The 21,084-nt window shown below is 61.4% G+C and carries 14 protein-coding genes, 1 tRNA gene and 1 pseudogene; 12 read left to right on the top strand and 4 right to left on the bottom strand.

Annotated features, from left to right (window positions below; translation table 11 throughout):
- Nucleotides 1-163: 163 nt before the first annotated feature.
- The 8 genes and pseudogenes from HEP69_RS07675 to HEP69_RS07640 all read left to right on the top strand — a co-directional run bounded on the left by HEP69_RS07675 (nt 164) and on the right by HEP69_RS07640 (nt 6,780).
- Complete coding sequence (locus HEP69_RS07675) at nt 164-694, top strand: TolC family protein (RefSeq protein WP_290557969.1); 531 nt, start codon at nt 164-166, stop codon at nt 692-694.
- A gap of 97 nt (nt 695-791) precedes the next feature.
- On the top strand, nt 792-1,613 hold the full coding sequence (locus tag HEP69_RS07670) for a TolC family protein (protein WP_290557968.1): 822 nt from the start codon (nt 792-794) through the stop codon (nt 1,611-1,613).
- Nucleotides 1,610-1,801 (top strand): hypothetical protein, encoded by a 192-nt coding sequence (locus HEP69_RS07665; protein ID WP_290557967.1) that lies wholly within the window; start codon nt 1,610-1,612, stop codon nt 1,799-1,801. The genes HEP69_RS07670 and HEP69_RS07665 overlap by 4 nt, the downstream gene beginning before the upstream one ends.
- Nucleotides 1,802-1,807: 6 nt before the next feature.
- A complete protein-coding gene (locus tag HEP69_RS07660) occupies nt 1,808-2,812 on the top strand; it encodes an efflux RND transporter periplasmic adaptor subunit (RefSeq protein WP_290557974.1) in 1,005 nt (334 codons plus the stop codon).
- Nucleotides 2,809-5,772, top strand: a pseudogene (locus tag HEP69_RS07655) (efflux RND transporter permease subunit). Before HEP69_RS07660 ends, HEP69_RS07655 begins: the two are co-directional and overlap by 4 nt.
- Before the next feature lie 15 nt (nt 5,773-5,787).
- Nucleotides 5,788-5,997: a hypothetical protein gene (locus HEP69_RS07650; protein WP_290557966.1), complete on the top strand. Its 210-nt coding sequence runs from the start codon at nt 5,788-5,790 to the stop codon at nt 5,995-5,997.
- A 45-nt stretch (nt 5,998-6,042) separates the two neighbouring features.
- Nucleotides 6,043-6,303, top strand: a complete 261-nt coding sequence (locus tag HEP69_RS07645; protein WP_290557965.1) for a hypothetical protein — start codon at nt 6,043-6,045, stop codon at nt 6,301-6,303.
- Nucleotides 6,304-6,780 (top strand): MipA/OmpV family protein, encoded by a 477-nt coding sequence (locus HEP69_RS07640; protein WP_366111309.1) that lies wholly within the window; start codon nt 6,304-6,306, stop codon nt 6,778-6,780.
- Nucleotides 6,781-6,910: 130 nt separating this feature from the next.
- Here HEP69_RS07640 and HEP69_RS07635 read toward each other — a convergent pair whose 3' ends face one another.
- From HEP69_RS07635 to HEP69_RS07620, 4 genes are all read right to left on the bottom strand, one after another.
- Nucleotides 6,911-7,114, bottom strand: coding sequence for a hypothetical protein (locus HEP69_RS07635; protein WP_290557963.1), 204 nt, complete (start codon nt 7,112-7,114; stop codon nt 6,911-6,913).
- A gap of 321 nt (nt 7,115-7,435) precedes the next feature.
- Nucleotides 7,436-8,818 (bottom strand): HAMP domain-containing sensor histidine kinase, encoded by a 1,383-nt coding sequence (locus HEP69_RS07630; RefSeq protein WP_290557962.1) that lies wholly within the window; start codon nt 8,816-8,818, stop codon nt 7,436-7,438.
- The gene (locus HEP69_RS07625) at nt 8,815-9,537 is read right to left on the bottom strand and encodes a response regulator transcription factor (protein WP_290557961.1); all 723 of its coding nucleotides are present in this window, start codon (nt 9,535-9,537) and stop codon (nt 8,815-8,817) included. Before HEP69_RS07625 ends, HEP69_RS07630 begins: the two co-directional genes overlap by 4 nt.
- 740 nt (nt 9,538-10,277) lie before the next feature.
- Nucleotides 10,278-10,353: transfer RNA gene (locus HEP69_RS07620), tRNA-Lys, on the bottom strand.
- A gap of 201 nt (nt 10,354-10,554) precedes the next feature.
- On the opposite strand from HEP69_RS07620, the gene dapF reads away from it, so the two are divergent.
- From dapF to HEP69_RS07600, 4 genes are all read left to right on the top strand, one after another.
- Complete coding sequence (dapF, locus tag HEP69_RS07615) at nt 10,555-11,397, top strand: diaminopimelate epimerase (protein ID WP_290557960.1); 843 nt, start codon at nt 10,555-10,557, stop codon at nt 11,395-11,397.
- Nucleotides 11,394-12,704, top strand: coding sequence for a tRNA (N(6)-L-threonylcarbamoyladenosine(37)-C(2))-methylthiotransferase MtaB (mtaB, locus tag HEP69_RS07610; protein WP_290557959.1), 1,311 nt, complete (start codon nt 11,394-11,396; stop codon nt 12,702-12,704). Before dapF ends, mtaB begins: the two co-directional genes overlap by 4 nt.
- Nucleotides 12,705-13,363: 659 nt before the next feature.
- Nucleotides 13,364-20,485, top strand: coding sequence for a LamG-like jellyroll fold domain-containing protein (locus HEP69_RS07605; protein WP_290557958.1), 7,122 nt, complete (start codon nt 13,364-13,366; stop codon nt 20,483-20,485).
- Nucleotides 20,486-20,512: 27 nt separating this feature from the next.
- The gene (locus HEP69_RS07600; protein ID WP_290557957.1) at nt 20,513-21,070 is read left to right on the top strand and encodes a hypothetical protein; all 558 of its coding nucleotides are present in this window, start codon (nt 20,513-20,515) and stop codon (nt 21,068-21,070) included.
- Nucleotides 21,071-21,084 lie beyond the last annotated feature (14 nt).

The following is a 21,084-nucleotide window of genomic DNA, read 5'->3' as shown; positions in this document are numbered from 1 at the left end:
TCCCTAGCTGACCGCGTGCGCCGTGCAGTTCCATGCGGCAGAGAAAACCGCGGATCGCGCCGCCGTGCAGCACGCGATTTGTCACGAAAGTTGTCTGCCGCCCTCCGCAGCTTGCGCCAATTCGGGGCGGACCTACGATCTTGCTCAACCGAGCAGGACCACCATGACCCCAATCGCAAAAACAATCACTGCCACGATGGCCGGACTGGTTTTGAACGGATGCGATGCCACTGGTGTCAGCGTGAACATCCCGTCAACGGGTCTCGAAACGGCCAGCAGTCTTGCAGGCGGGACCAGCGCGCCGCGCGCTGAGGCCATCAGATGGTGGGACACGCTTGGCGCGCCGGACCTTTCGGCCCGGATCGATCGACTGATTGCGCAGAACCCGGATTTGGCCGCAAACGCATTCCGCGTCTTGCAACGGGAGTCGGACGTTTCGAACGCCACTTCGCGGCGCCTGCCAACGGCCACCGCAGGTGCATCAGCGACAGGACAGTCCGCTGCGGGAATCGAGGGCGTACGCGATGGGACAACGCGTCTCGACGGTTCCGGCGCTGTAACATGGGAGGCCGATCTTTGGGGACGGATCGCCGCCGAGGGCGATGCGGCCAGAGCCGACCTCCTGGCCAGTGCGAACGACCGCCAGGCGCTGACGAATTCCCTGATCGCGCAGATGATGCGGGCCTATGTCTAGGCGGCATTTGATAGACGACAGATCCGCGCCACACGCAGCATCATTGCGTCGCGGCAATCGACCCTCGACATCGTCGAGCAGCGTTATTGGCCTGGGTGTGGCCGATACCACGGCCGGGAGCGTTGCAAGCGCCCGCGAAAGCCTTGCGGCCGCTCGCGCTGACCTGCCTGCGTTGGAATTGACGCTGATCGAACAGCAAAACCGCATGGATGTACTGGCGGGGGATCTGCCCCGGTCAACCGCCGGACCCGGTGTCGCGTTGCCGACGGCCCCACCGCAGTTGCGTGGCGGCGCCGGAGTGCCGGCCACCCTGTTGAGCGAACGGCCCGATATTCGCGCCGCCGCCGCACGCCTGATCGCGGCCAATGCAAATATCCGGGTCGCCGTCGGCGACCGCCTGCCGGGCCTCACGCTGACCGGGCGGTTGCAATCCTCTGGCGACGGGTTGGCTGATCTGCTGGATATCGACAACCTGATCGCGTCCCTGGTCACCGATCTAACCGCGACGCTGTTCGATGGCGGGCGCGGATCGCGTCTGGTCGCCATGCGCGAGGCCGAGGCCCGTGCCTTGGCCGAGGATTACGTGGCGACCGTGCTGCAGGCCGTCGAAGAGGTCGAAAACGCTTTGGCCGCAGAACGCCTGCTGGCCATGCAAGCAGCCCGACAGCGAGAGCGGTTGGAAGCCGCCCGCGAAGCCACGCAGATTGCCGGCAGCCGATATGCCGCCGGAACCGGACAGTTCTTGACCCTGCTGGACGCCAGCAGCGCCGAACTGACCGCCGAGACGGCCTACCTGCAGGTGCAGGAACGCCGTTGGCAGGCCCGGATTGACCTGCACCTTGCCCTTGGCGGTCAATGGGTTCCGGCACCCGCCCCCGACCAGGTCGCTTTGGCAGCTGAAGCGGAGGCGGCCCAATGACCACACGCCGTTGGCCCATCCTCCGCGCACTCACGATCGGAACCCTGCAACTTGGATTTGTCGGCGCGATTGTCGGCGGAACGGTCTTTGTCTCCAACTATATGCGCGAAAATCAACCGCCGCGTGTGCAGATCGACACGGATATCTTTGTGCCGGTTGTCCGGACCGAAACCGTTCGGCTGTCGTAACGTCAGATCACGCGCAGGGCCACAGGCTCGATCGAACCGGCCGTCGAAGTGGCCATCACGCCCGAGGTGTCCGGTGTGGTCCGTTCCGTACGGCCCGGGCTTGGCACCGGGACCACGTTCGGGCGCGGTGAGATCCTGTTCCAACTCGATCAGCGGGATCTGGAGATATCCGTCACCCAGGCCGAGGCGAACCTTGCCACTGCGATTGCGTCGCTCGATATCGAGCGAGCGCAGGCTGAAAATGCCATTCGAGAGTGGGATAGTTTTGGTCAGGGCGCGATCACGGATCTGGCGGCGCGCGGCCCGCAGGTCCGGTCGGCCGAGGCTCAGGTGGCGCAGGCCCGCGCGGCACTGGAGACGGCGCAGCTCAACCTAACCCGGGCGGGGTATTCGCTCCCCTTCGATGGACGCATCATCGACCTGTCACTGGCGCCGGGCCAAACCGTGACCGCGGGGCAAAGCTACGGCTCCGCCTACGGGTTCGAGCAACTGGAGATCAGCGTATCCTTCGGACAGGCGGACCTGACGGCGTTTCAGACCTTGCTTGGTACACCCGCCAGCCTGTCTGCCAACCTGTTGGGACAGGAGTTGCATTTTGACGGCGTGGTCAGCCGCATCGCACGGGAGGTGAGCCGGACGACACGCCTGGCGACCTTGATCGTGACCCCTGAGCCGAACGCGGATCTCCGCGACCTGTTGCTGCCAGGCGGGTTCGTGACGGTCACGCTGCAGGGCCCACTGGTCAGCGACACGGTCGACGTTCCGAATGCCGCCTTGCAGGGCGAGGACCGGGTCTGGCTGGTGGAGAATGACACGCTGACACTATCAGATCCGCTCTGCGTTATTCAGCGCGGGCGCGAGAGCTCGGTGGTAACCGGTCTGGATGACGGGGATCGGATCGCGATCGGGACCATCGCGGGCGCAACCGAAGGCATGTCGGTCCGCGCCGGAGGTGCACGCCCCGTTGCCCCGGAGCCCACCGAACGAGCCCTGTTGCTGGAGGATGAATGACGATGCAGCGGCATGAGCATCAGCACGGCATTTTGGCCTGGTTCGCGGGCAACTCCGTGGCCGCGAACATCCTGATGGTCGCCTTGGTCATCGCGGGCGTCTTGGCTGTGCAGAATATGCGCACCGAGGTATTTCCCCAGATCGACCCACGTTTGATCACGATCACTACCGCCTATGCGGGCGCCAACCCCGAAGAGGTCGAGGACGGCATCACCACCCGGGTGGAGGCCGCCGTGACCGGCATCGCTGGCGTGGCCCGTGTGACGTCCTCGGCTGCCGAAGGCTCGGGCACCGTCACCCTGGAACTGACGTCTTTCGCTGATGTGGATGACGTCTTGACCGACGCGCGGGATGCCGTCGATCGGATCGCGGATTTCCCCCCCGAAGGCGCCGACGATCCAACGGTATCCCGTGCGGACACAAACGCCACCGTCCTGACCATGGCGCTGTTCGGCGCGGTGTCGGAACGGACCCTGCGCCAGACTGCGGAACGCCTGCGCGACGAGTTGCTGGCGACCAACCGGCTGGCCGACGTGCAGCTTGGCAGCGTGCGCGATTACGAGATGTCCATTGAAATCGCCGAGGCGGAGCTTCAGCGCTACAACCTGACATTCGAACAGATCGCGCAGGCGATCCAGGCCGCGTCCCTTGATCTGGCGGGCGGCACGCTGCGCACCGACGCGGGCGAGATCCTGTTGCGCACCCCTGGCGAGCGGATCACGGCGGAAGAGTTCGGGCGCACCCCGCTTCTGACGCAGGGGGATTGCGCAACCGTGTTCCTGTATGACGTCGCCACCATTCGCGACGGCTTCGTGGATGACGCCCTGATCAACGTGTTCAACGGCACGCCCGCGGTTTTCCTGACGGTCTATCGCGGCGCCGACCAGGGCGCGTTGGAGATCGAAGAGGTGGTGCGCAATTGCCTCGGCGATCTGCGACTGCCCTCTGAGATGACATTGGTAATTCGCGACAACGACACAGATGCCTTGCGCGACCGGACCAACCTGATGCTCCGCAACGCGATCTTCGGGTTTGGTCTCGTGTTTTTGTCCATGGTCCTGTTTCTGGACCTCAAGCTCGCCTTCTGGGCGGCGCTGGCGATCCCGATTTCCTTTTTGGGCGGTCTTGCGGTCGCGGGGGTTTTGGGAACCTCGATCAACATGATCTCGCTTTTTGCGCTGATTGTGGTTCTGGGCATTGTGGTCGACGATGCTGTCGTCGTCGGCGAAAGCATCTTCTACGAGCAAAGCAAGCCACACCCGTCTCCGACCGCCGTGCTCAATGGTTTGCGAGAGGTCGTCGTGCCCGTGACCATGGGCGTGATGACCACCATCATGGCCTTTGCCCCCCTTGCCTTCACCACGGGGACGCTTGGTCAGGTCATCTCGATCATCCCGATCGTTGTGATTGCGATCCTGCTCATCTCGCTGGTCGAGGCGCTGTTGATCCTGCCCTCGCACCTGTCGGGAAAACCGACCTGGAGCGTTGGGCCGCTCAAAGGGACGTAGGCCCTTTTCGCAAGAGGCTTCGCCCAGTTCACGACACGGGTTGTAAAGCCCGTTGTGCGGTTTGCCGTCACCTTCCGCTACGCGACGATCGCCGGAATGCTCGCGCTCCTGTTCCTCGTCGCAACGGCCTTTTCGACCGGGTTTGTCCGGTTCGTCTTCTTTCCGCCAACCGAGGCCGACCGGGTGGAGCTGACCCTGACCATGGTCGACGGCGCATCCTTCGCCACGACCCGCGCCGCCGCGGAGGAGGCTCTGGTCGCCGCCGCAGCCGTGGATGCGGCGATTGCCGCCAGCACCGGTGTCAGCGTCGTACGCACGACCTCCGCTACGATTGGCACGACATCGCGGGGCGGCGGCCCACCGGGTGGCGGCGTTGGCGCGTCGGGCTCCAATGTCGCGCAGATCCGGGTGGAGTTGACGCCGTCGGATAGCCGCAGCATCGGCTCGGTCGAGTTCGAGACCCGCTGGCGGGCGGAACTCGGGGGCATCGTCGGCGCGGATAGCATGACGTTCATGTCGGGCCTGTTTGTCCCGGGTGACGATATCAGCGTCGAGCTGAGCGATCCGGACGACACGCAACTCATCGCGGCGGCGGAGGCCTTGCGATCCGGGTTGAACGCCATCACTGGCGTGTCGGATATCGAGTTTTCGCTGCAATTCGGCCAACGGCAACTGGAGTTCGCCCTGAACGACCAAGGCCGCGCCCTGGGGCTCAGCGAAAGCGATCTGGCCCGGCAGATCCGTCGCGCGTTCTTTGGCGAAACGATGCAGACCCTGCAACGCGGCACCGAAGAGGTCGATGTTGTTGTTCGGTATCCGGTAGAGGCGCGCAGCAGCCTGGCGGATGTCTACGACATGCGGGTGCGCCTGCCATCGGGCGAGGCTGTGCCGGTGACCACCGTGGCAACCATCACCGAAGGGCGGGCCTTCGCCACCATCGAGCGCGCCGACGGGCGACGCATCCTGCGGGTGACGGCGAAGGTCGACCCCGATCTTGCCTCTGCCGACAATATCAACGCCGATCTGCGGGAAAGCCTGCTGCCGGAGTTGACGGAACGCTTCGTCGGCCTTGATTGGCAGATGACGGGCCAGGCCGCAGATCAGGCGGAAGATCTGCGTAACATCTTCACGGCGATGGGCGTCGCGATGCTGGGGATCTACGTGATGATGGCCTCAGTCACGCGCAGTTATGTCCAGCCCATCGTGATCCTGTCGACAGTGATCTACGGCGTGATCGGGGCGGTCGCCGGCCATATCCTGTTGGGATATCCGATGACCTTCATCTCACTCTTCGGGATCGTCGCGCTGGCGGGCGTGGTCGTCAACGCGACGATCCTGTTGCTTGATGATTACCACAAGCGACGCGCACGCGCGCCCGATCTGGCCCGCGTCGACGCCATTGTCGACAGCGCCGCGCGGCGGTTTCGGCCTATCTTTCTCACGACGGTCTAAACGGCGCTTGGCCTGATGCCGATGATCTACGAGCCGTCGTTTCAGGCGCAATTCCTGGTGCCGATGGCGATCAGCCTTGGCTACGGGATCCTAATGGCCACGCCGCTGCTGCTGATGGCGATCCCGGCCACGGTGATGATCCTCGACGATATCGCGCGCCCGTTCCGGTGGCTCAACCGGCGTGCGGCAGCGGGGCCGCGCAGCCCGACGGCGCCCGCCGAATGATCCCCCCATCGTTAAGACGCGACACCAGCCAGAAAGGAAGATCCAATGACCTACCGCCTTGCCCTTGCATCCATCATTTTTGTGACAACCACTTTTCCGGCGCAGGCCCAGATGCAGCTGGAGGGGTTTTCCGTCGGCATCGCTGTCACCGGCGGACAAAACGCCATCATCGGCGACGACGACGCGATGGCGCTGCCGCTGCTGCGCTACGATTCCGACAGGTTTTCCGTAGGCCTGCCTGATGGCGTGCGGGTGACGGTTTTTGAAAATGACGGGCTACGGTTCAGCGGCATTGTCTCGCCGTGATTGTCTGCCATCGACAGCTCGGACGCAGCAGCGTTGGATGGGTTAGACCGCGAGGTCACACTCGATATCGGGGGGCAGGTGGATTACCGCTTCGGCCCCGGGACAACCGTGTTTCTGCGCGCTGTGACCGAAGTGACGGGGGAACATGACGGGTCGGAAGCCACCCTTGGTGTGCGCCAGCCGTTGCCCCTGGGCAATGTGCCGGTGTTCTTGGGGGCCGGCGTCACTTGGCAGAGTGGAGAGCTGTCGCAGTATGCATATGGTGTGCTGCCGACAGACACCGGCTTCGCCGCTTACGCCCCCGGTGATGTCACCATCCCCTATCTGAACATCGGCACGTCCATTCCACTCAGCGACAATTTGAGCCTTGTGGGCAACCTCCGCGCCGAGTTCCTGCCTGACGCCATCAGAGATAGCCCGATTGTGGATGAGGATATCGCCGTGGGCGCGATTGTCGGCTTGTCGTTCCGGTTCTGACGCGGACGACCAAAGCACGGTGCCTTCGAGATGCGGCGCCGAAGTCGAAGAACACTTGGGAGAAGTTGCCGACACGCACGGAACCCCAAGTAGGAGGCCGGACCCGATACCGGGCTCGGCCTCAACGGCCTCAGCGGCGCAGCAACATCTCGCGCCCGGACGCTCCTGATCCCGAAAAGCCCCCGTCACCGGTTGGCGAAAACGCGATGCATTGCTCTCCGTCGGGCAGCCCGCCAAGGCAGATCGCATCATCGCTTTCTCGCCAGGTCAGGGAACGCCGCAGAAGGCCGAAACGCATCTGTCCGGTTCCGTCAGGGTTGAGGGTCAGGGTCATCTCGCGCCCATTGGGACCGGAGGTCGTTCATCCGCTGCCATCGGCGATCTGTCCCGCATAGCTTTCGGCATAAAGGGGCGCCGCGGCCAAATCCGTCGTCGTCAAGGCGGCACAAATCCATAGTCTCGGTGTCATTCCGCTCTCCTCTATCTTGGTTGGTCTTCCTAGGCCCTCCCAGGGCGGATCATGTGACCCAAAGGAGGATGGCGTAGAGCCCGGCACCGATCGCAATCACTAGGAGCACTGAGATAATCGCGTAACTGACGATGTCGGGCGCCGAACTGGCAGGTTGCGGTTCGTCTCGTCTTGGCTTGCGATCCGTCATGTCTTTGACCCTGATGCTGGCAGGTGCAGCCGGACGATCAGGCCACCTGGCGTGTTGGCCTTAAGGGACAGCATTCCGCCTTGGCGATGCATCAACTGTTTTGCGATCGCGAGGCCGAGACCGAAGCCTCCGGGTGAACCCTGCAGCCCGGCCTTGACCGCTTCGGGGCGCGAAAATGGCTGCAGAACAACAGCGAACTGGTCAGGGTCTATGCCGGGTCCGTTGTCCGCAACGTCAATCTGGACGAAACTGGCATCGTCCTCTGACCGGCCTGTCAGAGTCACCTTGCCCGCCCCTGCATAGTGCACAGCGTTGCCAAGTATATTGAGCAGCACACGCCACATGAGTGCCGGATCGCATTCGGCAACAAGGTGATCGGGGCCGTTATAACTGACATCCGCGCCTTCGTCGGCGAACTCGTCGCAAACTGTTCGGCACAGCACCGCCAGATCGGTGTGACGCATGTCGGCCTGCTCTGCTTCGGCGCGCAGAAAGCGCAGGGCATCGTCGGTCATGCGTTCAAGTTCACCGAGATCGCGTTTGACCGCATCTACTCCGGGCGCCTCGATCGTCTCTAATCGAAGGCGCATGCGGGTCAGAGGGGTGCGCATATCGTGGCTGATCGCCACCAGGGTCAGCGAGCGATCGGTCAGCAGCTTGCGAATACGGTCGCGCATCGCATTGACCGAACGCGTGGCACGGCGCACCTCGGGCCCGCCATGGACCCGTATCGGGGCTGCGTTGATATCGAGCGTGAATGCGTCGGCCCCATCCGCCAGAAGACCAATCGGACGTATGATCGCAAGCCCCGCCCAGACCGACAGTATCATGATCGGCATTGCGATCAGCATCAGGCCAAGAGTCAGGACAACGCGCGGCACCGCAGCCGCAAGGGGGCTGATGGTTGGATTGAAGACCAGTTGTCTGCCGTCGGTGAGGTCCACCGCAACGGAAAACGGCTCCGCAATCGGGCCCTTTCGTCGGTCGCTCCAATCGGCCGGAAAAACAGAAAGCCGGTTTCCCCAATGTGCCGACATGGCCGCGACCAGTGTGTCGCGGGTCAGGTTGAGCGACGGGTTGAACTCTTCCGGCACCGTATCGCGCAATGTGAAGCGCGCATCGCTGCTCACAATTGTCTGAAGCATGTCATCAGAGGACCGGGCGTCGGGCGCCACCAATGGCAGGATCAACAGCAGCGGCTCGGCCAATTCCATGACAAAGGCCTGCTGCCTCTCATCGCTGCGGATCGTCGGGCTGACGATGAGTATTGTTGTGACGTGGGCGGCAAGCTGCGTCAGGATCAGCAGCAACGTGACCTGCCAGCGCATCCCGAGCCGCGCACAAGGCGTTTGAGCGATGGTTTTCCACCTGCCGATCATTTTTCGACCTTCGAAACGCGCGGCGTGAAGACGTAACCGCCGTTACGCACGGTTCGGATCATGGTTGGCTTGACGGCATCGCCTTCGATCTTCTGGCGTAGCCGACTGATCAGGGTATCGACACTTCGGTCATAGGGCTCCACCCGGCGCCCTTGCGATTGCATTACGATCTCATCGCGCGAAAGGACCTTGCCGGCGGAAACACAAAGCGTCGCCAACACATCGAACTCCGCACTGGTCAGGACAATCTCGACATCATCGGGGTCGTTCAGGGTCCGACGACGGAGATCCATTGCCCAGCCCTCGAACATGAGAAGCATATCCGGCGCAACGGGTGCCGAGGACGAGACGCGCCGCAAGACAGCGTGGATACGCGCTATAAGCTCTTCACTACTGAAGGGCTTGCTCAGGTAATCGTCGGCCCCGGCGGAGAACCCCGCCAGTCGATCACTCAATTCGCCCAAAGCGGTCAGCATGATGATCGGCGGTCTCAGCGGATCCCCGGTCAATGTCTGCGCGAAGTCCAGACCGCTTTCCCCGGGCAGCATCAGATCCAGAACGACCAGGTTCGGACGATCCCGGACCATCAGGGTACGCGCGCTGTCAACATCTCCAGCGATACGGACCGTGAAACCGGCACGTTCTAGAGAGGCGGCCACCAATTCGGCGATAGGCGCGTCATCCTCGACAAGGAGAATACGTTGCTTTCTCGTTGTCATGCCGAGTTCCAACAAGTCGATAACGTTCGATCTCGGACCCATGGTCCTCTCTTTCTGATCCGCAGCAGTGCACGCGCGAAGCGAGCATGACCCGATTATCCCCGGTCTCGATGGTTCAGGAAAGATCCGTTCGCGTTACGTTTTGTGTCTCACCCGGTGCAGCTCGCGATTTCCAACGGCGTGGCCGCGCTCTAAACGGCGTCACTTGGAGAGCACGGACCGTCAATCGTCAGGACTTGTTTTGAGAGCGTTAGGCGCAGATTCCAAACAGAGCGCCATTGCGTGATTAACCAGAGTATGAACCCGAAGGGCGGTGCGCAGGTACAACGGTATTCGTCAATTGTTTCGCATCGATTAGCTTGTAGACCAGAGCTTGATGCCAAAGCGACATGGCGTTTCGGTTTGCGATACAAGCAAATGTTTAGCTATGGAGGTCAGCGAAACTCCAAGAGCGGACTGTCCAACAGCGTTGCCGTAAGGCAGCAAAGTCCGCAGACTGTGATTTCGCTTTCGCCAAGATTTTCCAGTCGCAGCGAATGGCAGGATCGACAGGCGCCATCTCAGCGATGTGTACCCTTGGTCAATGGCAGGCTAGAGGCGATTGCGCACTTGCTGGCTTTTGCTAGGCATTTCCGCGAGCCAACACACTGAAACCGGCGAAAGACCAAACTTAGTGACCATAATGACCAAAAACATGACTAGAATGTTCAAACATCACGAGTCGTCACATTTGATTTCAGTGGTGAGCCGTGCAGGATTCGAACCTGCGACCCACTGATTAAAAGTCAGTTGCTCTACCAACTGAGCTAACGGCCCACTCTGTTCCGGCGACTCAAAGGGGCCTCCGGTTTGCGCTCTGTACGCTGAACCCGGATGCGGGTTCAACCACTTAGATCGCAGGGCAGGACGATCGACCCTGCTCGGCGGCCTAACTAAGAAAGCGGGGGAGAGCGGTCAAGCCCCAATTCGGGCCATTTCGCCCGCAGCAGGCTGGATTTGCGGCGCGGGCGCGTCTATATGCGCCCAATGGCTGATGCGCGCGACACCGGACTGCCCTTTATGAAGATGCATGGGCTGGGCAACGACTTTGTCGTGATCGACACCCGTACGCACGCGGCGATGATGTCGGCCGAGCTTGCAAGGGCCCTGGGGGATCGGCACCGTGGTGTTGGGTTCGATCAGCTTGCGATGATTGCACGCGGCTCAGGCGATGCGCATTTGACATTCTACAATGTGGATGGATCGACATCGGCTGCCTGTGGGAACGCGACCCGCTGTATCGCGCGTTATCTCATGGATGAAGGGGGCAAACGTGCCCTGCATCTGACAACCGATCGTGGCGATCTTTATGCGCGCGATGCCGGTGGCGGGCTCACATCCGTGAACATGGGTCAGCCGCAGCTCGGTTGGCATGAGGTCCCGTTGGCCGAGGAGGTCGACACGTTGCATCTGCCCATCGAAGGCGGGCCAACCGCGACGGGCATGGGCAACCCGCATTGCACCTTCTTTGTAGATGATGCCGAAGCAATCCCGCTGGAGCAGTTTGGTCCCCGCTATGAGCGTCACCCCTTGTATCCTGAGCGCACCAATGTGCAAATCGCACAAATCACGGGGCCGGATCGCATCCGCATGCGGGTGTGGGAGCGTGGGGTGGGCATCACACTGGCATCCGGTTCATCCTCCTGCGCCGTCGCTGTCGCCGCGTCACGTCGGGGTCTGACGGGTCGCCGTGTGCGGATTGATCTGGATGGCGGGGTGCTGAATGTTGATTGGGCCACGGACGGCGTCTGGATGACCGGGCCGACCACCCATGTCTTTAGCGGCACCCTGACGCCTGCGTTTCTGGGGGGCATGGTATGAGCGCGCCCCGCTTTACCACGCTGGGCTGTCGGTTGAACGCCTATGAGACCGAGGCGATGAAAGAACTGACGGCCGAGGCCGGTCTGCAAAATGCCGTCGTGGTCAATACCTGCGCCGTTACCGCTGAGGCCGTGCGCAAGGCGCGTCAGGAAATCCGCAAACTGCGCCGGGATAATCCGGGCGCCCGGTTGATCGTGACCGGATGTGCGGCCCAGACCGAGCCCCAGACCTTTGCGGCGATGGCTGAGGTGGATGCGGTCATCGGCAATTCTGAAAAGATGCGGCCTGAAACCTGGGCGCGCCTTTCGGCGGATTTCATCGGTGAGACCGAGGCCGTGCAAGTCGATGACATCATGTCCGTGACCGAGACCGCAGGTCATCTGATCGACGGGTTCGGCACCCGCAGCCGCGCCTATGTTCAAGTTCAGAATGGCTGCGATCACCGCTGCACCTTTTGCATCATCCCTTACGGGCGGGGCAATTCCCGCTCCGTTCCGGCGGGCGTCGTGGTTGACCAGATCAAGCGGCTGGTCGCGCGTGGCTATCACGAGGTGGTGCTTACGGGCGTTGATCTGACGTCCTGGGGTGGGGATCTTCCGGCTGAGCCGCGCCTGGGCGATCTGGTGATGCGGATCCTCAGGCTGGTGCCCGAGCTGGCCCGTCTGCGCATCAGCTCGATCGATTCGATCGAGGTCGACCACGCCCTTATGGAGGCTATCGCGACCGAGCCGCGCCTGATGCCGCATTTGCACCTGTCGCTGCAACATGGTGACGATCTGATCCTGAAACGGATGAAACGCCGCCATTTGCGTGACGATGCGATCCGCTTCTGTGAGGAGGCGCGCCGACTGCGCCCAGAGATGACCTTTGGCGCCGATATCATTGCGGGCTTCCCGACAGAGACCGACGCGCATTTCGAAAACTCCCTGAAGCTGGTGGAAGCGTGCGGGCTGACCTGGCTGCATGTCTTTCCCTACTCACCCCGGCAGGGCACTCCAGCCGCCCGGATGCCGCAGGTGGACGGGCGCAAGATCAAAGAGCGTGCCGCACGCCTGCGCCTGACAGGAGAGCGGGCCGTGGCCCGGCATCTTGCCGCACAGGTGGGGCACTCCCACCGGGTGTTGATGGAAAACCCGCATATGGGCCGCACCGAACAATTTGCCGAAGTCACATTGGCCGACGCGCAACCGGAAGGACAGATTGTGACCGCCCGTATCGACGGTGTCGACGGCCACCGGCTGATCGCATCTGTCATAAGGTCCAACCAGAGAGATGCGACGCGGATTGCGGTGAGAACATCCGTCTGACCGGCACGTGTGCTCTGCGCGCATCTGGTCCGATTACCGCGTGCCTTGCCAAGGCCTTGGATCCAAGCTCCGGTTCGTCCCGAACATCAATGCAAGATTGACTGCACCTGGATGGTGGGCCCCAGCAATACCGGGCGAGATGCGTCAAAGGTACTCTTTAGTCAAGGGGCCGACTTCGCGGGTTGCACAACCTGGAATTGTGGCGATAATATGACATGGGGCGGGACTGCCCTTGGTGTTGGGTGCAGGGCGTCTCACCCCGGATCGGATCCGGCGCCAGAGTGTATCTCTGCGCCCAGCAGATCCGTGTTTTGTCGCCAAGGCGACACTCAGAGCGTGTAATGCCGACCGCCTGAACTTCTGTCTAAGCATCCTGAAAATCGAAGTATTCACGTCCGAACCGCATCCGGGCGGGCGAGCGGATTTACCCTTGTGGTAAGCCGCTTTGCCGCATGACTCTCGTGTCGACGCGCCCCCAAAATTCAGTGGAATTTATTAACGAATTGTTAACCCTCGACCTGCGGCTGCTGGGCTGGTCTTCTGTCGCATAGGTGATCTTTGCCCTCAAACCCACGTTGCGGGGTGGTCGGTTGATCCGTACTGTTCTCCTTAAGGTAGAACCGCCTAAAAGCCAATTCAGCCCATGGAGGGACATTTGCATGTTCCAGTTCGATCAGCTCGTGTCGGTAAATTTTCAAGGGGTCGTGGTTGTCTTTGGCCGCGTCGCATCGGGTCAGTCAAACGACATCTACTTCAACGTCCTGGGCCTGGATGTCGAGGTCGATGATGACACTCTCGACTGGACCGGCTTCACCAAAGTCGCCTTCCCCAAGCAGGTACGTCAGGTCGGCATGGGCCTGATTACCGTGGCGTCGGATGCCAGCACGATGGTGGCCAGTACCGCGCCCTTTCGGGTGGTCACGGATCAGAAATACATCAGCATCGTCCAACAATCCGAACGGGGGACGCTCTATGTCAACCGGTTTCGGCTGCTCAGCCAGCGGTCGGGAACAGACCAGAAAACAAAAAGCTACAGCCTGAACCCGGCTTGGGAGGTGCGCTATTCCCGCAGCCACAAGGAGGACGTTCCCGCCGACGCCTCTGACACCCAGGATTACCTCGATCCGGATGGTGTGCCGTTTCTCGAACCGGCGCTGGAGCTGTCGATGGTGGATGCTGTCAAGGACGGTCAGTTCGATGTGGTCCTGCTGCCGATCTCGGGGCGGGACAGTTTTGCATGGCAATTCCTGACGCTGGATACGGCGCGAACTGGCATCAATCTCTTTAACTTTCCAGCCAGCGAAAACGGTCTGTTCGATGTCACGGGAAAGCCGATCGACGAGGCCTATCGCATCAAGCCCGACAGCACGTTTTCGGTGCTGCCGAAGGCAGGGGAGGCCCCTCTCAAGGTGGCCTATGCGCCGCGCGCGGCGGTCTATGTCAAACATGAAAAAGTGGTTCAGCCCGACGGCTCAAGCATCGGGGTCAAGCGCGCGGCACGTGTGATGATTACATTGCCGGTTGACGTCGGCGCCGCAGTGCAGACCGCCACCATCGACACGGCAGTTGGCACGACCGGTGTGATGGCCAATCTGTCGGGCGATATCGTCACGACCGATCTGGTGCCCGCAGAGTTCGACCTGATGTTCAACGGTGTGTCTTACCTGGCGCTGAACCCAGCCAAGGCCGCCGACAACCCGCTGGCCATCGCTGGACCCTACAGCATGGCGTTGATGATGGCGCCCGCGGCTCTTGGTGATCAGGTCCATGTGATTGGCGGCGATCCCGAGGAAAAGGCCACCGCCGCCGCGCCGTATCTGCGGATCGTAGACGGGGACAAGATCGAGGTCGGCTTTGGCGATGGCACCAAAGCGGTCAGCGCGCGCACCCTGCACCCGGTGCTGATCACCGGCACCTGGGCCGAGGTCAGGGTGACCTACACGGGCAAAGGCAAGAACCCGTTCGTCATGACGGTGAACGGCTCGACGGTGCCCCTGACCGACGCCGAGGCCGAGGCCGAACCCGCAGGCACGCCGGTCAGTCAGATCGGCGCGGCGGCATCGGGGTTTGTGGGGGCCCTCAACGCGATCCAGATCCAGTCGGGTCAGACAGAGGTCATCGATCTGCCCAGCAACAGTGTCGATTACAGCGTGACACCTCCGACCACGCCGAACACCGCTGAAAGCGGAGTCGTCGCAACGGTCTTTGGTCCCAAGCCCCAGCCGTCCTCCTCCCCCGTCGACAGCAACATGAGCGGAGCGTTCCATATCGACGAGATGGGGTTGACCTATTACGCGGGTCTGGCCGATTTCATCGTACCGCAGGCCGATAGCTGCCTGATCGAGGGTTCTGACGCGCTGCTGCATCTTTATTACAAGGGCGCGGATGACCTCCTGTCGGTGGCGCAGTTTTCCACCGCGTCGGCGCGCGCGACATTCTATGCCGACTGGACAACCGACTGGTCCGCCAGCGCACGCCGCGTTGCTTTTGCGGCCGAAGAGTTCGAGCGCGCCAGTTATCGTGGCTGGCCTTCAGCCGACTGGACGCCGGTCTCGCGCCGCGTCATGTCCGCACCCGACAAGACTCAGGCGGGGTTCTTGAACTTCGTTGCGCATCGGATCGGCACTTACATGAACAAAAGTGCGATTGCCGTGCGTACGTCCAAAGTGTCCGATCTGCTTTGCGATATCGTGGTGGCGGCACCAGATGGGGTCGGGACCGAGACATGGTCCGGTCTGCCGCGCGATATCAACCAACTCTCGCAAATCTGGAATGGCGCGGCCGGGGACAATCCAGACGATTCCGACATCCTCAATGGCAAGCACCCCTATTTTGACTACACCGCAAGCCGTCCCGCCGTGCTTGTCCCCTCGGCGACCAGCAATAGCGGGGGCTATTTTCTGTTCACGTCGGTCCCGTCCATGCCGTTGCACCTCGGAGAGGTCACCGTGGCGAGTGGGACGGGCGATGGGTTTGTCTCGCTCACACTGGCGTCCTCGACCCCGACCAACTGGGATGCCGGACAGGTGATCACGCAGACCTGGCCAGACGTGCGGAGCAAGGCGCGCGGCGTACTTGAAACGCTTACGGGCAAATCGACAGAATATGACTACGACACCGTCGAGACACCCGGGACACGGGCCTACGGCGTGCCGGTCCTGACCACGAGATCTGACGATCAGGTCAGCCATGTGGTGATTTTCGTTCAGGATGCGCTCACGGATTTCGCGATCACCGTGAGCAATGGCGCGTCGCCCGATCGGTGCAACGTTGAGGTTGCGGGCGCTTCCCTGCCCAATGTCCCAAGGGCACAGGACACCTTTGCAGAGGTGCTCAACGGGCTGAGCGGCGGCTACACCTATCCCGAAGGGTACAAAGACAACATCGCCAAGCACATCTATGCCCAGACCGACGGGCTGAGCGCAGATGTCGTCAACATCCAACAGGCGGCCCCCGGCGGCGCGTTCGCCTATGCCGGACTGGTCCGTGCCCTGTATCTGGGGGAAAACAGCGACGGTGCGACGCTGGGCCCTCAGGCCAAGACCCAAGCCGCAGCGATCCAGGGCGCCAGCTATGAGTTTGGCGGCAAGACCCACGACATTGTCGCATCGACCCTGTTCGGTGCAGTCATCGTCGATCCGCCCAGCGATGGCGGTGTGGGTCGGCTGATCGATACCGACAGCTATTCTGGCGCCAAAGCGCCGGTTCTTGCGCCGGGTGTGAATGGCGGCTGGATGCGGGTAGCCCCGAGATTCAGCCTCGCGCTGAATGCCGGGGCCTCAAACTATGTGTCGATCAATGTCGACAAGGCATTCTCTCCGTCCGAAGAAATGGCGATCAGCTCGGATATGACGGTTGAGGGCTGGCTGGATCATGAGTCGGCTCGCGGTGATCTGATGTCGCGCGCGCTCAGCTATAATGTCAGCGGCAATCGCGACAATCCCGACCTGCCGCTGCAATACATGATCGGGGCAAAGCGCGGCCCGGGCCTGAACATGGGCAAATCGACCTTTGTCACCTCGTCCTATAACTTCGACGGGCCGGATCTGACGCTGCAACTTTATGTGCGACGCAATGACAGTTCGGCCTCCGGAACGCTTGCCACCATCTCAGCGGTGCGCGGTGGAGGCGAATTCCTGTCCCTTGCCGTCACAACCTCCGGCAAGGTCGAGTTTTCGTTCCTCAATGGCGCCGCCAAACTAAACAGTCAGAACGCGCTGCCGTCCAAGGTATGGTCCTGCATCACGCTGACCGTGACGAAGACAGGCGACAAGAAGGTCGATCTTGCCCTGTTTGTCGATGACGCAGAGCCGGTGACGCTTGAGGCCGACAACACCTTTAGCGATCCGCTTGGCACGGTGCTGCTGGGCAGCAAGACTGGGGCCGGGATAACCAACGCCACGTTGAACGGCCTGGCGTTCTGGCAGCGCGCGCTGAGCACAACCCAGGTGCAGCGCACGGTCGCCGCAGGGTTCCCGGACAATGACACATTGCTTGGTATCCGCTGGAACCTTGCGGAGGGACAAGGGACCACGATCATGAATTCCGCGGCCACGGGTCCGGAATTCGACGCCACGCTGACCAATCCGGTCACGTCCAGCTGGGACAAAGACGGGGCTTTCGACGTGCCCTATGCTGGGCGCAACGATCTGGTATTGGCCTCGAACCGCATTCTCAAGGGCTGGAGCCATGTAGCACTTGCCTCCCGCCAGGGGGCCGCACTCCGCCTCGATGGAGGCAATAGCGGGATTGTTCGGGACGGCTCGGCGTTCAACCCGGCTTCCAGTTTTGCGCTGGAAGCCTGGATCGCGCCTGAGGCGCTCAACAGCAAGCAGGTCATCGTCGAAAAACCCGGCAGCTATACGCTGGCGGTCAACACCATCGGCCAGGTCGTGCTGACCGTGCATGTCAGCCAAGAGAGCGAGTATTACCAAGAGCCTCCTACCGAGTTCACTTATGACATCAAGAGCAGCCTGGCTGCGGGTGAGACCGCCTATGTCGCAGTGAATTTTACAACCGGGACGGTCAAGCAATCTCCATCCGAAAGCCAGCTCACCACCAAATACTTTGTCAAAAGCGCGCTCTTTATCAATGGCAAGCTCGTGCAGGAGGAGAACAAGGAAAGTTACACCTCCCAGGTACAGATCCAGACCAAAGAGACCCCGTTTTTCGTGGGCATCTCGGGAGATGAAACCTTTCAATACAAAGGGGTGCTCTCGCATCTGAGGATCTGGGGCCGCACTCTCAATACCGACGAGATCGCGCATGTCTATGCGTTGCGCGGCCTGCCCGCCGATCAGGGCAGCCTCGTTGCCGGGTGGAACTTCGACGAGATGTCGGGAAAGACCGCCAACGATCTTGCCGAAAATCAGGCGATGGAGCTGACCAGCAACCAGCTTTGGGCCATCTGGCAGGACGTGGCCGAGGCCAGCATTTTTGTCAATGGCGGGGACAGCCTGCCGGTCCGGATGTGGCCGTCCGATGTGGGCGGGTATGGCGATGCGCAGATGACCTTTGGCGCCAGCCGCAAGGACAACAAAGTCGATCTGCCATTCAAGGGTCAGATTGACGACGTTCGGCTCTTTTCAACCCTGCTGACCGGTCAGCAAATTCGCGAAAGTATGAACAAACCACTCACCGGAACCGAAGACCACCTCGCGGCCTATTGGATGATCGACGCGGGCTCCGGCGAGGTGGTCTTTGACATGACCGGCCGGGGCAACAACGGCACCTTGATGCCCAGCACCTCACCCCCGACCTGGGCGCCGTCTACGGCTCCGATCCAGAATGAAGGTCAGTATGTGATCAATGCACTGGGGGGGCAGTCAGACTATTACACCGAGGCGATCCAGGGCCAGCCATCGGTCATCGAATATGCCGCCGCCGAGAAAGACGCCTACGGCAATATCTTCAGCGTGATGAAGCGCGGTTACTTTTTCCTGACCGATGTCGGCAACACCGTGCTGGGCGTGGGTTTCAAGGTCGGCGATCTCGATACGATCTTTGTTGGCCAGGTCCAAAGCAAACCGTCGATCGTTGGCTATATCGAGGGCGGACCGCCGATCCCGAGCGAGAACCAGACACTAGCCTATTGGTCCGGGGATCAGGGTGGTCCCGCGCTGTCCTATTCGACGGTCAGCAAGATCACTTACGTCGAGAGCGAGACCAAGACCTGGTCGTTCAGCGCCAGCGAATCCTCGACCTTTAACGGGGCATTCAACATCAAGGGTGGCATCTATCAGGTCTTTGAGGGCGGATTCTCCTTTGGGATCGGCGGCGAGACCAATGGTAAGGTGGTCAAGAACGAGGTGCAGGGCGGCCTCAAATTCAGCATCTCAGGCGATCTGGGCGGCACCGATTCCGTTGCGCAAAGCCATTCCAACACCACCAACCTGACGTCATCGCTGACCCCTGCGGGTACGTGGGAGCCCGAGGACAAAATTCTCAACCCGGTGGTGGGGCGGCGCTATATCCAGAACAATATCGGGATTGCGATGGTCAAGTCCGCCACTGCAGATCTCTTTATGATGGCGCTCAAAGGGACCCAGACGCCGGTTGGGTACACTATCGTGCCGAACGACCAGATACCGGTCGACACAAATATCATCGATTTCCCGATCAACCCCAAATACATCAAGAACGGCACCCTGGATGGCAAGGTTGGGCTGGTCAACGATCCCGATTATCCCCACGCCAATCAGGAACGGGGAAGTTACTTCAAACCTGTCGAGGCTTACGCGCTAAAGCGGAGCATCGAAAAGGAGGAGCAGCAGATCAAGGCGTATTATGACCAGTTCAGTGTGAACAAGTATCGCCTGGTCGGCTCGCTTGGACGGGTCAAGGACAAGCTCAAGGAAAATGACGCCTACGATTTCGGCAACACCCGCAACCAGCGCAGCTTGTACAACACCTATGTTTGGACCGCCGCAGGCGGGCAAAGCAAAGAAGAGCTGAGCGTCGCCAACAGCTATTCCGAGACCTATACCGGGGCGAGCTCGCTCAAGATCGGCGCCGGGGCCGAGATCCAGGCCAAGATCGGGACACCGGTCGGCGGGGTCTATATCGAGAGCGATTTCATGCTCGGCAATACCTGGACGATGACCGCGACCAAGACCGAGGCCACCGCGAACGGGTTCCGGCTCCTGGCCAATGTCACGCCCACCGATTTCCTGCCCGCACCCAAACTGGGCAAGGGCGCCAGTGGCGAGCTGGTGTTCAAGGGGTATGAAGCGACCGCAGCTCCTGGCAAGGTGGACGCATACCGCTATATGTCATTCCTCCTGGCGCCAAAGGCAGCAAACTTTACCGCTCTGACACAGGTGGTCGACCCCAACTGGCTCAACAACAGCACAACCGCGTCGGCCAATGCCATGCGCGAGGCGTTGAGCGACCCGACCGAGCCGTGGCGGATCCTCTATCGGACCACCTATGTCAGCCGAGTGCCCGCGCCGTTCCAGCCGGTCAAGGACGACACCAACGCGCCCAACATCACACCACCTGCGAACCTGCCGTCGAATGCCTGGTTGATCGCGATCATCGATGATCAGATTTCTGACGACCAGCCCACGCCGCTGGAAATCGGCGCCGCCATCAATGTCGTTCTGGGCGATCCGCAGGGCGGTCCCGGCCTGTTGAAGGATCTGATCCCCTGGTGGGCCGATTTCTACCAAAGCGCCCAGGCCTACGGCACCGAAGATTTTGTCGAGCTGGCCGAACTTCGCATCGATCTGCTCGACTATATGGTCAGCAAATACGAGGCCGAGGCGTATCTCGAAAGCTGACCTAACCCCCCTGAAAGGAGGACAAGAATGGACGACCAAGACACAACGAGCATGGTGCTCACCGGGCTTTATTCCGGCCTCACCCTCGACTTTGCTGCCCGCAGCGGGGTCTTGGCCTCTGGCGCAACAGTAAAGGCGACGACCGGCTATGGCATCTCCCGCAAGACCGACAGTACGGGCAAGGGTTACGATCTGGTTTCAGTCGCCAACAGCGAAAATGAAGCCGACCCTCCCAGCATCGTCCTGTCGGTCTATTACACCCAGGACGAGGGATATGACGAGGTCGATCTCGGCGTCCGGTTTGAGAATATCCCCGCCGGCACCGAAATCGAGATCGAGACGGATCTGAGCAAGCTCTCGCTGCCCCGTCAGGGCATCTCCGGCTCGAGCCTTGTGGCGTCGACGGGTCGCGATCTTGGACCGATCAAGACGCCGATGCGGATGCGACTTTGGTTGGAACGACCCGACGACATCAAGGATGGCTCGATGCTTCGGCTGACGATGGCGCGTGTGAAGGGCGGCGGCGGCGGTCCGGTCCAGAAGATCGTCATGGAACAGATCGCGCTCGATCTTTCGCAAACCTGATAGAAAGGAGACCT

The sequence above is a fragment of the Aestuariivita sp. genome, assembly GCF_021404545.1.
Lineage (GTDB): Bacteria > Pseudomonadota > Alphaproteobacteria > Rhodobacterales > Rhodobacteraceae > Aestuariivita.
This window is presented reverse-complemented; position numbering and strand designations above follow the sequence as displayed.

Excerpts from the sequence above, each read along its gene's own strand:
- HEP69_RS07600 (WP_290557957.1), top strand. The coding sequence starts at position 20,513 with ATGGACGACCAAGACACAACGAGCATGGTGCTCACCGGGCTTTATTCC.
- HEP69_RS07675 (WP_290557969.1), top strand. The coding sequence starts at position 164 with ATGACCCCAATCGCAAAAACAATCACTGCCACGATGGCCGGACTGGTT.
- mtaB (WP_290557959.1), top strand. The coding sequence starts at position 11,394 with ATGAGCGCGCCCCGCTTTACCACGCTGGGCTGTCGGTTGAACGCCTAT.
- HEP69_RS07645 (WP_290557965.1), top strand. The coding sequence starts at position 6,043 with ATGACCTACCGCCTTGCCCTTGCATCCATCATTTTTGTGACAACCACT.
- HEP69_RS07605 (WP_290557958.1), top strand. The coding sequence starts at position 13,364 with ATGTTCCAGTTCGATCAGCTCGTGTCGGTAAATTTTCAAGGGGTCGTG.
- dapF (WP_290557960.1), top strand. The coding sequence starts at position 10,555 with ATGCGCCCAATGGCTGATGCGCGCGACACCGGACTGCCCTTTATGAAG.
- HEP69_RS07625 (WP_290557961.1), bottom strand. The coding sequence starts at position 9,537 with ATGACAACGAGAAAGCAACGTATTCTCCTTGTCGAGGATGACGCGCCT.
- HEP69_RS07635 (WP_290557963.1), bottom strand. The coding sequence starts at position 7,114 with ATGACCCTGACCCTCAACCCTGACGGAACCGGACAGATGCGTTTCGGC.
- HEP69_RS07650 (WP_290557966.1), top strand. The coding sequence starts at position 5,788 with ATGCCGATGATCTACGAGCCGTCGTTTCAGGCGCAATTCCTGGTGCCG.
- HEP69_RS07665 (WP_290557967.1), top strand. The coding sequence starts at position 1,610 with ATGACCACACGCCGTTGGCCCATCCTCCGCGCACTCACGATCGGAACC.
- HEP69_RS07630 (WP_290557962.1), bottom strand. The coding sequence starts at position 8,818 with ATGATCGGCAGGTGGAAAACCATCGCTCAAACGCCTTGTGCGCGGCTC.